Origin of the sequence: Acinetobacter sp. LCT-H3 (genome assembly GCF_001866125.1) — a bacterium.
GTDB lineage: Bacteria > Pseudomonadota > Gammaproteobacteria > Pseudomonadales > Moraxellaceae > Acinetobacter > Acinetobacter schindleri.
Window position 1 is genome coordinate 113,152 of record NZ_MODX01000007.1, and the last position, 13,375, is coordinate 126,526.

12 protein-coding genes and 1 tRNA gene are annotated in these 13,375 nt (G+C 38.8%); 6 read left to right on the forward strand and 7 right to left on the reverse strand.

The genetic code is table 11. From position 1 onward, the window contains the following. Positions 1–107 precede the first annotated feature (107 nt). The gene (gene tsf / locus BK820_RS05905; protein WP_004815225.1) at positions 108–986 is read left to right on the forward strand and encodes a translation elongation factor Ts; all 879 of its coding nucleotides are present in this window, start codon (positions 108–110) and stop codon (positions 984–986) included. Between the two features lie 85 nt (positions 987–1,071). Beyond that, positions 1,072–1,581: a DUF3465 domain-containing protein gene (locus BK820_RS05910; RefSeq protein WP_071320384.1), complete on the forward strand. Its 510-nt coding sequence runs from the start codon at positions 1,072–1,074 to the stop codon at positions 1,579–1,581. Positions 1,582–1,614: 33 nt separating this feature from the next. Here the strand turns inward: BK820_RS05910 and BK820_RS05915 are convergent, their stop codons facing one another. The 7 genes from BK820_RS05915 to BK820_RS05945 form a co-directional block, all read right to left on the reverse strand. Then, positions 1,615–2,070, reverse strand: a complete 456-nt coding sequence (locus tag BK820_RS05915; RefSeq protein ID WP_071320385.1) for an Mpo1 family 2-hydroxy fatty acid dioxygenase — start codon at positions 2,068–2,070, stop codon at positions 1,615–1,617. Positions 2,071–2,300: 230 nt separating this feature from the next. After that, a complete protein-coding gene (locus tag BK820_RS05920; protein WP_004815231.1) occupies positions 2,301–2,912 on the reverse strand; it encodes a septal ring lytic transglycosylase RlpA family protein in 612 nt (203 codons plus the stop codon). 288 nt (positions 2,913–3,200) lie between these two features. After that, positions 3,201–4,202 (reverse strand): lytic murein transglycosylase B, encoded by a 1,002-nt coding sequence (gene mltB, locus BK820_RS05925; protein WP_071320386.1) that lies wholly within the window; start codon positions 4,200–4,202, stop codon positions 3,201–3,203. Between the two features lie 295 nt (positions 4,203–4,497). Beyond that, a complete protein-coding gene (locus tag BK820_RS05930) occupies positions 4,498–5,148 on the reverse strand; it encodes a hypothetical protein (protein WP_071320395.1) in 651 nt (216 codons plus the stop codon). A gap of 19 nt (positions 5,149–5,167) precedes the next feature. Beyond that, positions 5,168–5,983, reverse strand: coding sequence for an NADPH-dependent 7-cyano-7-deazaguanine reductase QueF (queF, locus tag BK820_RS05935; protein ID WP_071320387.1), 816 nt, complete (start codon positions 5,981–5,983; stop codon positions 5,168–5,170). Continuing rightward, on the reverse strand, positions 5,983–6,756 hold the full coding sequence (locus tag BK820_RS05940) for an ABC transporter permease (RefSeq protein WP_004815236.1): 774 nt from the start codon (positions 6,754–6,756) through the stop codon (positions 5,983–5,985). The genes queF and BK820_RS05940 overlap by 1 nt, the downstream gene beginning before the upstream one ends. After that, the gene (locus BK820_RS05945) at positions 6,753–7,688 is read right to left on the reverse strand and encodes an ABC transporter ATP-binding protein (protein WP_071320388.1); all 936 of its coding nucleotides are present in this window, start codon (positions 7,686–7,688) and stop codon (positions 6,753–6,755) included. Before BK820_RS05945 ends, BK820_RS05940 begins: the two co-directional genes overlap by 4 nt. Positions 7,689–7,877: 189 nt before the next feature. Between BK820_RS05945 and BK820_RS05950 the strand changes: the two genes are divergently transcribed. The 4 genes from BK820_RS05950 to BK820_RS05965 all read left to right on the forward strand — a co-directional run bounded on the left by BK820_RS05950 (position 7,878) and on the right by BK820_RS05965 (position 13,127). Beyond that, a tRNA-Arg gene (locus tag BK820_RS05950) sits at positions 7,878–7,953 on the forward strand. A gap of 163 nt (positions 7,954–8,116) precedes the next feature. Beyond that, positions 8,117–9,349 carry a tyrosine-type recombinase/integrase gene (locus BK820_RS05955; RefSeq protein ID WP_034675482.1) on the forward strand — a complete coding sequence of 411 codons (1,233 nt, stop codon included), beginning with the start codon at positions 8,117–8,119 and terminating at the stop codon, positions 9,347–9,349. 404 nt (positions 9,350–9,753) lie between these two features. Further along, a complete protein-coding gene (locus tag BK820_RS05960) occupies positions 9,754–11,967 on the forward strand; it encodes a hypothetical protein (RefSeq protein WP_143045187.1) in 2,214 nt (737 codons plus the stop codon). A gap of 290 nt (positions 11,968–12,257) precedes the next feature. Further along, positions 12,258–13,127: a YagK/YfjJ domain-containing protein gene (locus BK820_RS05965; protein WP_071320390.1), complete on the forward strand. Its 870-nt coding sequence runs from the start codon at positions 12,258–12,260 to the stop codon at positions 13,125–13,127. Positions 13,128–13,375: the final 248 nt, after the last annotated feature.

Genomic DNA, 13,375 nt, shown 5'->3' on the forward strand with positions numbered 1-13,375 from the left:
GTGATGGTGGCAAAGTAAGCGTCGTGTATGCAGGCGGCCCATGAGAATCCTCTGGGCCGTTTCTGTTCTATAAAGAATTCATTTTCTACCGAATTTAGGAGATAAACATGACTGCAGTTACAGCAAGCATGGTTAAAGAATTGCGTGATCGTACAGGTCTTGCAATGATGGAATGTAAAAAAGCTTTGACAGAAGCTGGTGGTGACATCGAACTTGCGATCGATAACCTGCGTAAATCTGGTCAAGCAAAAGCAGCTAAAAAAGCTGGTAATATTGCTGCTGACGGCGCGATCACGATCGCTCAGGAAGGCAACAAAGCAATTCTTTTAGAAGTAAACTGTCAAACTGACTTCGTTGCTAAAGACGAAAACTTTGCTGGTTTCTCTGCTAAAGTTGCTGCTGCTGCTCTTGCTGCTAACGAAACTGATGTTGCTAAAATCGCTGAACTTAAACTTGAAGATGGCGCTACTGTTGAAGAAGCTCGTATCGCGCTTGTTCAAAAAATCGGTGAAAACATCCAAGTACGTCGTGCGAAAATTGTTGAAGGCGAAAACCTTGCAGTTTACAAACACGGTCTTAAGATCGGTGTTGTTGTGTCTTATACAGGTGACGACGCGACTGGTAAAGGTATTGCAATGCACGTTGCTGCGTTCAACCCGGTTGCAGTTTCTGCTGAACAAGTTCCAGCTGAGCTAATTGCGAAAGAAAAAGAAATCGCTGAAGCGAAAGCACTTGAATCTGGCAAACCAGCAAACATCGTTGAGAAGATGGTTGTAGGTTCTGTTGAGAAATACCTGAACGAAGTTGTTCTTGAGCGTCAACAATACGTTATCGACAACGACAAAAAAGTTGCTGAAATCCTTAAAGCAACTGGTACTACAGTTGCTCAATTTACTCGCTTCGAAGTGGGTGAAGGCATCGAGAAGAAAGCTGAAATGAGCTTTGCTGATGAAGTTGCTGCTGCTCAAGCTGCTGCTGCTCAATAATTTTTACCTTTAGGTAAGAGTTAAAAAAAGCCCCATTTAATGGGGCTTTTTTTATGATTAAGTCATTACTGATCAGGAGAGAATGATGGCAAATAAAGCAAATATAGGGATTGGGGCAGTCATCGTACTACTGGTTGCTGCTTATTTGGGACTTGATCTTTCCGAGTCCAGGCAACAGACCAATACTTTCACACCCGTACAGGAAGCTACTGAACAATATAAACAGCAGCCTGATCGTGCAAATATTAATACCGTAGATACGGGTATTGCACGTATACAACAGGCTTATCAGCAAAGACAAAGTGATATTCAGGCTCAAGGTACAGGCGAGGTGATTGCGATATTAAAAGATGATAATGAAGGGTCTCGTCATCAGAAGTTTATTTTAGAACTGAACAATGGCCATACCGTGCTGGTCGCTCATAATATTGATCTGGCACCGCGTATTTCAAATATTCAAAAAGGCGACATGGTCAAATTTTTTGGTGAATATGAATATAGCGAAAAGGGAGGTGTCATTCATTGGACCCATCATGATCCAGGTCGAAAACACATTGATGGCTGGTTAAAACATCAAGGAAGAACCTATCAATAAGGTCCTTCCCATGAAGGAAAATGAGAAATAGCGCTAAATGCGCTTCATTTCGCTTATTTGGCGACTTTTCCAAAAAGGAATTACTTTACCTAGATACACATCCATGCACCAAATCGGGCCAATAAGAAGGAATTGAAGGTCTTTAAAAAAAGAAGGCTTTTTACCTTCCACTTTATGCCCATAAAACTGGCCAACCCAGGCAAAAACAAATAGCCCGATATAAAAACCGACGCCGACTGGCAGGATCCAGATCAACCAGGCCATAACTAAAGTCAGTGCAGCCATAGCAACCGCCAATACAATATCAAGACGCGTATAAAAGATCATCGCCAAGACAACCAGTAATGCAGTGAGTAATACACTGAAGTAAGCAAGAATACCGATAATAGAAAAATAGATAGTGGGCACACAGACCCAGTGGATCAGCTTGTTAGTCTTGTTCTGATGACTGTCGCTGTATTCATCAAACCATTCCGTTACAGTTTTCATTTTCCACTCCTGCTGCTTCTATTTCTTAAAATATAAAGCAGAACAGGGTGGTGGTCAAAACGCACTCGTCAGGAAGTCAGCTTATTGGAAAAAGACCAATAGACGAGCAGGGCGGATAAGAGTAGTAACAGTACACCTGAAATAAGTTCTAATTTAAGCACAGCAAATCATTCCATAAAAAAAGCCACATTATCTGTGGCTTTTGGTCAAATGCGTTAATAAGCTAAATCTTAAGAGTTTGGCCCTTGTACACGCTCAATACTAACTTTGGCAGTACCCGCATTGGTGATGCCAATTTGCTTGGCTGCACCATAAGATAAATCAAGTACACGGTTGCCATGGAATGGACCACGGTCATTTACTTTCACTACCACACTCTTACCATTGTTCTTGTTAGTCACACGAATGTAACAATTCAATGGGAGGCTACGGTGAGCTGCAGTCATTCCGTTCATGTCGAAAGTTTCGCCGCTAGCCGTTTTACGACCGTGGAACTGACGACCATACCAAGATGCTGTACCAGTTTGGCTGAATTTACGAACTGTGTTGGAAGCAACAGTGTTCAGTTTTTCAATCACTGAAGGCTCATCTTCAGGGATTTCAATTTTAGCTGCAATCGTTTCACGACGAACTTTATCGCCAGAACGCTCAGTGATTGAAAGGCTGTTTAAATTTGTAAAGTTTGAATTGAAGCTTTGAGCTTCACGATTCAGAACACGTGTGGCAACACGCGAACGGTCATTATCATTATTTAATGATGATGACTGGACCAATTCTGCCTGCGACTGCGTCAGTGTGACGGTCGTGGCAATGGCCATTAAGTATTTGATTGAAGAATGCATCGAATCAACTCCTAGCAGCGGGTTCAAAAGGTTAATCTAAAGTGCTGAAAAACCAAGTAAACGAGCCTGATATTTAACTTATGCAACTACATTTGACGAAATGGATAATATTCATGCCGGCAATAGCCTGTCTAGTCTTTAATTAAAATAGTCTTGAAAAGAACGTAAAATAAACAATAATTGGTTAAAAAATAACCATAATTGTAACAAGGTATGAAAAAAGTCCAAAATTTGAACTGTTTCTCATAAATATTTGTTGACTTTTGTGTCTTGCGGTAAATAAGAGTCTTATCGACTCACGATTTCTGTACCTAACAACCACAAAGCAGTGGCGTACATTCGGCTGCGATTATAGGTGGTAATCACCTGAAAATTTGGATAAGTAATATAGTAAATCGGCCCATAATTTTCTTGCAATTGAATGACATTGACCAAATCCAGATCGTCGATTTTTACGATCGGATTCATAGGACTAATTCCTTGAGTTTTTAATACACCATAGGGTGTTGGCTGGGTTAGGTCCTTGGCAATTATTGCATCCGGATTTGAACCAGCATAACGTGCAGGGAAAGCAATTGGCTGGTTGCGTTGCCAGCCATGCTGAGCCAGATAATTGGCAATTGAACCAATAGCGTCCACAGCAGAGTTACGAAGATCAATATGACCATTGCCATCATAGTCGACACCAAACTTGGGAATATTGCTTGGCATAAACTGAGGATAACCGATCGCACCGGCATAAGAACCCACTACGGAGTTGGTTGGCACCCCATCTTTATATGACCAGGCAATCAGAGCAGAAAGCTCATCCTGAAAGTATTCATTGCGGCGATCACCATTAAATCCAAGAGTGGCTAATGCATCACGGGTGATAAAAGAACCTTTGTTGCTACCAAAACCGGTTTCTACTCCCAGAATCCCAAGAATAATCGCCTGTGGTACACCAAACTGCTGTTCAGCACGATTCAGGGTATCGGCATACTGCTGTTTAAAACGCACACCACGCTGAATGGTACTTTCAGCCAGAAAATTGGTTTTATAGCTATACCACGGTTTGCTTTCACCTGGACGACTCATGATGCTCAGCACATTCGGCAAATTGCGTGTACCATTCATGGCCCAGTCAATCTGTTCATTACTTAAACCATACTGTTGCATCGTTTTGATTTTAAAAGCGGAATAAGAAGGATGCGTTTGGAAATCATTGGCTTGGCTAAAACTACTAAAACTTAGTGCAGCGAATACCAGAGAAAGTCGTTTAAGTTTTTTATAAAAATGTGGTTTTAACATCTGACAGTGATTTCCAATTTCATGAATGAGTTGGCAACAGGGGGCATCCTGCACTTCTATTTATGCCCGAAAAAAGAGGCAAAAAATCGATAAAATCTTGTAAACAGAACACAATTGCTCAGGACTATTAAAGATAACATTGACTGGATAATGACATCCAACTGCTTTGACAAAAAGAGACAAAGTATGGCTATTTTTAACGCATTTTTCTTGTGAAGATGCATTTACTGTAACAAGCTATTTCATTGGCAATAAAAAAGCCCGACATCAGCCAGGCTTCTTTTATCAACTTATATTAAGAATAGAACAAAGTATCGTGGTATTCCGCCATTGCCTTTAGTTCATCCTTGTTTAATTTCAGGATGATTTTATCCGCAGCAATGTTGATTGCCTTGATCACTGCAGAAGCACCAATATCCGCCGCTTTACGTTTAATCATGCCCAGATCCAGGGTTTTGTTAAAATCCACCATGAAATGACGCACAGTCGCCTCACCAAACTCCTTATAGAGATTGCTCAAGGTCTGTTTGTCGATTTCATTGCCTGCTTTTACTTCAGCAAACTGGTACTTAAGGTTAGTGACCAAATTGGCATCCAGAGATTCACCGATACGGATGTTGCCTTCAGGATCCTTAAACAGACTGCGTTCAGAAAAGGCAATGGATTCACGTACCACCTCATTTGGAGCTTTGCCCAATAACTGCTTGAGCAAGACTGCTACTGTGGACTTGATATATCCTGCCAGTTTTTCCGCAGTATCACGTTTATCACTTGCTGGAAACTTGCGTACAAGTTCAGTCAAAATGGCATCAATGATCTCATCATTGATCATTAATGCCGTTTTGTCACGAAGTGGATACAGCGGTTCGCTGGAGTTTTTATTTTTCTGTGCAGTCTGAATTGTATTTAAAAGTTCTGCTGAAGGAATAAATCCAAAAAAAGGCATCATTAAACCTCAATGTTTCTTATTGTCGCGCTAAACGAATAGGGCGAGGCATCCATGTGAAGTCCGATACACGGCAAGGGTTGATATCCAATCCACCACGGCGTGTATAGGTCGCATATACCATCAGCTTTTCCGGTTTTAGATTTTGCCAGATATCGGCAAATATCTGTTCCACACATTGTTCGTGGAAACCGTTGTGCTGACGATACGAAATAATATAAGCCAATATGCTCTTATAACAAGGTTTTTTACCTTGATAGCGTATAAATACTGTACCCCAGTCTGGTTGTCCAGTGACTGGACAGTTACTTCTTAATAAATGTGAATAAAGCTGAACTTCGACATTTTCATCACTTTTATTATCTAGAGCCAATAACGTCGCATCAGGATGATTTTCCAGACGTTTTGGGATCAGTTCATCCAGGCAGATTCCTTCAGGCTTGGCAATGTCCAGCTCATCTATATGGAACAGATCTAGCTTTACGTCCGCTTCAGCGGCTTTAGATAAATCCTGTTCGACTGTCGCAATAAAAGCTGATTTAGACTCAAACTTGGCAAAATTCAGGCTATTGAAATACAGCTTAAGAGATTTGGATTCGATCAAGTTTGGAGAAGATGCGGGTAAAGTCATTCGACCAATTGCGACCTGTGGTACACCGGCAGCATTTAACCAGGATATTTCAAAAATATGCCACCAGTCCGTACCTTGTTGAATAGCTTCAATATGAGCATATTTCTCACGCGCAGGCGCACGTGAGATTGGGTACAGAATCTCGGGTTGATATTCTGTTGGATAGTTGGTGTCTTTACCAAGAAGAGAATGTTCTACACTCATTATTCACGCATTCCTGAACCACGAGACAATAAATAGTAAGCAATACCGTATAACACAGCACACCAGAAGGTAATCACAGCCAATGAAATGGAAACATTGACATCGCTATGACCTAAAATGCCGAAACGGAATGCGTTCACCATATAGACGATCGGGTTAATTAAAGAGAGATTTTGCCAAAAAGGGCTTAAAACACTGATAGCATAGAATACACCACCTAAATAAGTCAGGGGAGTCAGCACAAAAGTGGGGATAATCGAGATGTCATCAAAGGATTTGGCATATACCGCATTAATAAAGCCACCCAATGAAAACAGTAGCGAAGTAACGAGTACTGTATATATAGTGACGAACCAGTTAGTAATATATAAGTCAGTAAAAAATAGACTCATGCTGGTCACAATAATTGCCACCAAAATACCACGTGCCACGCCACCTAGAACATAGCCCCACAGGATTGCATGTAGCGGTACCGGACTCATAATCAGTTCTTCAATGCTCTTTTGAAATTTAGAGCTAAAGAAGCTGGAAGATACGTTGGCATAACTGTTGGTAATAACCGCCATCATGATCAAACCGGGCACAATGAACTGCATATAGCTAAAGCCGCCCATTTCTCCAATCCGTGAACCCACCAAATTACCAAAAATCACGAAATATAAAGTCATGGTAATGGCAGGTGGAAGTAGGGTTTGGGGCCAGATCCGCATAAAGCGGCGGATTTCTTTATAAATGATGGTATAGAGGGCAACGCCAAGCTGATTTAAATTCATTGCGCAGCTCCATTGAGGTTTTTCTCAACCATTTTCACAAACAATTCTTCAAGACGGTTGGATTTGTTACGCATACTACGTACTTGGATGTTCTGTGCTTCGAGTAACTGGAACAGCTCATTCATACTATGTGCTTTATCTAAAGTGACTTCCAATGTCATTGGATCGACCAGATTAAACTTCACCCCTATAATATCGAGCTGGAGAGGTTCGATTGGTTCAGCCAGATCGAAGATAAAGGATTCTTCATTTAGCTGATTGAGGAAGTTCTTCATGGTGGTGTCTTCTTTAATGACACCACGGTCAATAATTGCAATCCGGCGACACAGCATCTCTGCTTCTTCTAAGTAGTGAGTGGTCAGAATGATTGATGTACCTTTATTGTTCATCTCATTCAGAAAGTCCCACATCGAGCGACGCAGCTCGATATCGACACCCGCCGTTGGTTCATCCAGAATTAACAGTTTTGGTTCATGCATCATAGCACGGGCGATCATCAGACGACGTTTCATCCCGCCTGAAAGCATACGTGCCTGTGTAGCGCGTTTTTCCCACAAACCCAGTTTGTTTAAATATTCTTCGGCACGTTCTTGAGCAATTTTCTTTGGAATACCGTAATAACCCGCCTGTGTAACAAGGATGTCGAACGTTTTCTCGAACTGGGAGAAGTTGAATTCTTGTGGTACTACGCCTAAACACTGTTTCGCTTCAGAAGGGTGGGTATCCAAGTTGTGACCAAAAATCTCAACAGCCCCAGAGGTTTTTCTTGTTAAGGAACTAATAATGCCGATGGTTGTAGATTTACCTGCACCATTCGGACCGAGCAGGGCATAAAACTCACCCTCTGGTACATCCAGATTAATACCTTTTAATGCTTGAAAGCCATTGCGGTAGGTCTTTGACAAATCCCTTAAGGTCAATGCATCAGTCATGGAGATCTCAAATGGTGAAAAATTGAGATATTGTGAGTGATCTGTATAAATAAGCCAAGTGATTGAGTGGGAATTCTTTTATAAAGGTGTGAGAAGATTGTTCAAAGCGTAGTCACTAAAATCACTAGCTTATATATAGTTGTTTACCTTATGCGATTTTTTGTTATGATGTGCGCACTCCTCATATAAGCGCTCATAGCTCAACTGGATAGAGTACAGGTCTCCGAAGCCTGTGGCGTGGGTTCGAGTCCCGCTGAGCGCACCATTTCTTTGTTTCATCTTATCCTATCAAATACGAAAATCATTAAAAATAAACAACTTATGTATTTCTCTTATCCGATATTGTCCGAGCATGTTTTAGGTTATTTAAGTTTTTTGCGGTAATTTTTGCGGTAATTTCAAAATTATTGCAAAGGCTTACCGTAAAAATGCCAAAAATAATTGTAAATCTGACAGATACACAGATTCGTTCAGCTGTAAATTCACATAAAAAGTTATCAACCAAGGTTCAAATTAAACTAGCCGATGGTAAAGGACTATTTTTTATCATTGATAAAAATGGTAACTCCTATTGGAGGTGGGACTATGCTCGCCCAATCACTAAAAAACGTAATAGCATTTCTTTTGGGATATACCCAGAGGTATCGTTGCTAAATGCACGAGCAAAAAGAACTGAATGTCGAGAATTACTCGCCCAAAATATAGATCCAGCGGTTGTGAAGAAAAATGAAGAAGAAGCTAAATCAGGCAAAAATACTTTCGCTTTAATCGCGGATGAATATAGAAAGACAGAGGAGTTAGAGCCTAGTACTCAACGAAGGAATCAATTTGTTTGGGGTAAGTTGTATGCTGCAATTGGGGATTATCCAATAGACAGTATTACACCATCGCAAATTTTAGAAGTTTGTCGTATTTACGAAAGACAGGGTAAGACAGATTCAGCAAAGCGCATGAGAAGCAAAGCATCTCAAGTCTTTCGTTATGCGATTGCTTTAGGGTTATGTCAATTTAATGTGGCAGACCAAATTAGTGGAATCTTAAAAGTTGGTAAAACCAAGCATAGATCTGCGATCACAGATGAGCAGAAGCTAGGACGGTTATTGAGTAACATTAATAATAGTGTTGGCCGTGGTGACATTGCGATAGATTATGCTGTAAAAATTTTACCCCATGTTTTTGTACGCCCAGGAGAATTGAGAGGAGCCAAGTGGGCAGACATTGATTTTGAAAATCGGGTTTGGAAATACACTCCTCCTAAAACGAAGAATCAGACCGCATTACAGCATATTGTTCCTCTGTCAGATCAGGTTATCACCTTGTTTAAAGAATTACACCAAATAACAGGTTATACGGAGTATTGCTTTGTATCGATGCGGGATCAGTCCAAAACGATTAGCGAATCGACGATTAACAAACGATTGAAACAATATGGTTTTGAAAATGGTGAGACGACAGGTCATGGCTTTAGAGCGACTGCGAGAACACTCTTGGATGAGGTTCTAAAATTTCCAATTGAGCGGATTGAACAGCAACTGGCTCATCAGGTTCGTGATATGCATGGAAGAGCATACAACCGTACAAAATATTTAGAAGAACGTACGGTGATGATGCAATCATGGTCTGACTATTTAGATCGGTTGATGCATAAGACTATGGATTGATTAGTAAGCTTGCACCTGTGCGACAAAAACAACATTCATGCTGCTTATAACCGAGCACAGTATTGGGATGAACGAGTAATGATTATGGAATGGTATGGGGAGAAGGTGCAGGAATGGATGAAGTAAGTCACTCAGTATATGTAAAAAAACCACGCCTGATGGCGTGGTTTTTTATACCTAACATTTCTGTATTGCTTAATTATTAGTGTATTAATAAATATATTTATTGCTTATTTGCTATGTGTGAAAAATGATTTAATTTACTTAAAATATATGTGATAAACCTGTTTTAAAATGTTTTTATAATTTATATTATCAACAACTTAGATTATTGAAATAGTTATATTTATAGTATGAAGCTTTCAAATTACAATAAATTATTAGGTTACATGTATTCTAAATCTATGAAGGATACGTTCTCCTCTCAAGAACCCAAGGCAGGTTGTGCATATAAAGAAACAATTAATTTATTGGTAAATATTTTGCAGTGGTGTGAACAGATCGAAACGGAGTTTCGGCACTTACATTGCGGTGAGCAAACGAATCAAGTAGGCCGATATAGAAGTCAGCAGCTTCTATTGGGTATAGGAAAAGCGCTAGATCAACTTTATGTAATGCCTAACTTTGATCAGCTACAAATGGGTCTAAAAAATAAAAGACTAACTGAATTCGGTCGAATCTTTGATAGTTTTGTCCATAGGACTGCTAAATCAACAAATCTAAAACAGCAGCAACATTTCCTGAGGCAGGAACAATTCAGACAATTTTATGCAGGGAGTTGGCAGAATGATTTCTTGAAAATATGGTATGAACATTACATTGATAATTTAAGAAGATATGGCATACCAGCTGAAAAATTCTCAGAAACGAAAAGTTTAATACTAAGTGATTTAGACGAGCTACTTAAGATAGGTAAAAAATTACATGTTTTAAGTACTGTAATTCGAATTGATAGCAATAATGCAGATGATGAAATTGCAAAACTTCATAGCAAGAGATATGAGCTTTTACGGCAGATCTCAGTTGAGGGGTTATTACGTAATTATTATATTTGCTTGAATGGTCACAATAATGGCTTAGACTACTTCTGTATATGGGTATTTGAAACAACATCTGATTACACGGAACATAGAACAATAAGTGAGATCAAAACACAGTGCCATGAGCTTCTAAAATCATATGACTTGAATATTGATGTCAGTATTATGAATTGGAATGATAACTTTAATTCAAGTAGTGAGGTCTTCAATAAGCAATTTAATCTATGCCTTTACGACGAAAAGAATAAAGCTATATTCATTGAGAATTGTTTAGATTTTCTTGTGAGATTGGATCAGGACTTTATGTTCAAGTCTACAAATGATGACATTATTGGGCGGGAAAATCACGAAATTAATTTTAATGAAAACGTGCATATCATTATACAAAAGTTCAAAAAGCACCCTAACCCACATCGTGTATTAGGTGATTTAACTCAATATGCTTTATTCGACTTGTGTTGGGTACAAAATCATTTAGATGCTTATAGCAAAGACTATTTGAAGAATATTATTTTGCAATATCAAGAAAATTTGTCATCTTACGCAACATTTAAGTTAACGGAAGCAGAGCTTAAGCTTCTAGAAAAAATTGAAATTTTTATGCTATCGGTCAAATATTCGCGATCCTTACAGCCTAATGAAATGCGAGCGCAGCAAATAGTTGAAAGAACGCTGTTTCAATTTGTAGATTTGCTCATGCAACATGATTCTATTATTACGCTGGGAACTCGAATTGGGGGCGTTTATCGATCAAGGCTATTGCATTATTTTTTCGGGCAGTTCAGAAAATATGACTATCAGGATTTTTTGTCATTTCCTTTTGATCATACACGAGCTAATTTTTATAAATCTAAGATTGAAGACTTTAAGTACTATGGGGGACTATTTCAATCAATATATAGTCCCATAGCTATTACGTTAGGGCAAAATAAGCACATAAATATTCCAAGGCATGAGCAACGATGCGAGAAAATCCAAAATTATTTGAGAGGGGCTTTTAAGCGCGATTGCGTTTTAATTAGATGCTCACTTAGCTGTGAGATGAAGAACGGCTTTATGAAACAAAAAGGGCTAAGTTCTGCTTTATATCAGATGTTGCATGCGGGAAAACGGAGAGCACCATTATCTAAGCTTAGGGCGTATGTAGGGGCATGGGTTGAAAATGATACAAGCCAAGTGTCAGATAAAAGACGATTCTTTGCCGATATTGTTTTTGTATTTGATCGTGAAGTACTGAATAATTATTCTAATTTAGCGGATGTTGTTAGTGAAAGATGGCAGGAAACGCTCAAGAAGGCTAGTGAGGCATTTCAACCGCCATTAGATTTAAAGGCTTCGTGCCGAGTTAAAAAAATATTTAATTCTGTAGAAGGGTTGGCATATCAAGAGTTGCTAGTAGAATCAATTGATAAACCACTAAAAAATATTATTATCAATAACTTGGCTCCTTACATAGTATATAAGGATCTGTTAGATAATACATTTTATTCAGATACTCCTAAATGGCTTATCAGAGGTACGTTACCTCGTAAAAAAAAGCGAAAGCCTAGCACTAAATCAAATAAAGCTGATGCTTGATATTCACCGCATAACTTTTTCAAAAGTAGGCTCTATCGATTATGCTTGTTGATCAATAGAGCTTCAAATATTGTGAAAAAAAAATTGAAAATATTGGTTGAATATGTTGTTTGGCTAACAAATATTCAAATTTGTAATGGCAGGTTATTAATATTATTAAATATATATCATATAGAGATTAATACTCTTACTACTCATAAGCTTATAGCATTAAGTACAATCTAACTAAAATTTATATTTATACAGTTTACCCATGTCATATGGAGCTATTTCCATATTGAGTATTAAACATGAGTAAATCAATTAATGAGTCTAAATTAACAATCCAACTAGAAGTAACTACAAACTTATGGATTAAGGCTGAGAATGAACCATTGGATTTCTATGAAGAGTTTGCAGAGTTATTGATTCATTTTGATGATATTTACCGTTCAGGCTTTCAGTACTTTGGTTATATCAATGCATGGTGTGATTGGTTAGATGAGCATGATATTGATGATTTAGATTTTGATGAAGTCGTCGATGAGTTGAAATGTGAATCATTTGATTACTATCAAAATTACTTTAAGGGGTACCAGAGTAGACAGCTGAAAGATTTCCATAGGCATCGTGAGAACGAAAAACGTAATCTGGAATCTTTATCGAAAAAATTAGATAGAGCTCTTAGTCGATATTCAAAGTTAGAAGTAGTGAGAGTGGATATTGCATATTTGCAAAGCTGTCACGATATCATCGATATCCAAATGTTCTATCAAGATTTAGAAGAGTTGCGTAAAGCGATATCTAAGCGTAAAGATCCGTTTCATGACTTAGTCGATTCTGCATGGGCGTTAGAGCAGGGTGAAACCAAAGGTTATCATTGCCATCTGTTGTTAATCTTCAATGGGCATCAACGTCAAAAAGGATGGGCTATAGCGGATAAGGTCGGGAAGTTGTGGAAGCAGATTACTAATGATGAGGGCTGTTATTTCAACTGTCATGATCCTAAGCAAATAGCTAAGTATAGAGAGCTCGGTATTCTTGGTATTGGTAGAATACATCGGGATAATCCAGTGGAGGTTCGTAACCTTCGTAATGCAGGTGCTTATCTAGTGAACCCTGAGAAAGAAGCGCAACACTTACGTGTAAAGCTCAGTCCTAAAATGCGTACCTTTCAGTGATTTGAAAATAATCTCAGATATACATCATCTAGATGAAAACAAAGTTATTTCAACTTTCAGGGCTTGCCAATCGGTAAGCCTTTGTCATTTTTGGAGATGTATATTATGAGTTTAACTTGTCCTTACTGTTTATCTGATCAGGTCATCCAAGTTGTGAATCAACAAGTGAATGGAACTGAATCATCAGGTCTTGCAGCATCAGCATCGTTTGCCACCATTGGTGCATCCTGAACCGTACCGGGTTTGTC

Coding starts and splice junctions, on each gene's coding strand:
- tsf (WP_004815225.1), top strand. CDS start 108: ATGACTGCAGTTACAGCAAGCATGGTTAAAGAATTGCGTGATCGTACA.
- BK820_RS05910 (WP_071320384.1), top strand. CDS start 1,072: ATGGCAAATAAAGCAAATATAGGGATTGGGGCAGTCATCGTACTACTG.
- BK820_RS05915 (WP_071320385.1), bottom strand. CDS start 2,070: ATGAAAACTGTAACGGAATGGTTTGATGAATACAGCGACAGTCATCAG.
- BK820_RS05920 (WP_004815231.1), bottom strand. CDS start 2,912: ATGCATTCTTCAATCAAATACTTAATGGCCATTGCCACGACCGTCACA.
- mltB (WP_071320386.1), bottom strand. CDS start 4,202: ATGTTAAAACCACATTTTTATAAAAAACTTAAACGACTTTCTCTGGTA.
- BK820_RS05930 (WP_071320395.1), bottom strand. CDS start 5,148: ATGCCTTTTTTTGGATTTATTCCTTCAGCAGAACTTTTAAATACAATT.
- queF (WP_071320387.1), bottom strand. CDS start 5,983: ATGAGTGTAGAACATTCTCTTCTTGGTAAAGACACCAACTATCCAACA.
- BK820_RS05940 (WP_004815236.1), bottom strand. CDS start 6,756: ATGAATTTAAATCAGCTTGGCGTTGCCCTCTATACCATCATTTATAAA.
- BK820_RS05945 (WP_071320388.1), bottom strand. CDS start 7,688: ATGACTGATGCATTGACCTTAAGGGATTTGTCAAAGACCTACCGCAAT.
- BK820_RS05955 (WP_034675482.1), top strand. CDS start 8,117: ATGCCAAAAATAATTGTAAATCTGACAGATACACAGATTCGTTCAGCT.
- BK820_RS05960 (WP_143045187.1), top strand. CDS start 9,754: ATGAAGGATACGTTCTCCTCTCAAGAACCCAAGGCAGGTTGTGCATAT.
- BK820_RS05965 (WP_071320390.1), top strand. CDS start 12,258: ATGAGTAAATCAATTAATGAGTCTAAATTAACAATCCAACTAGAAGTA.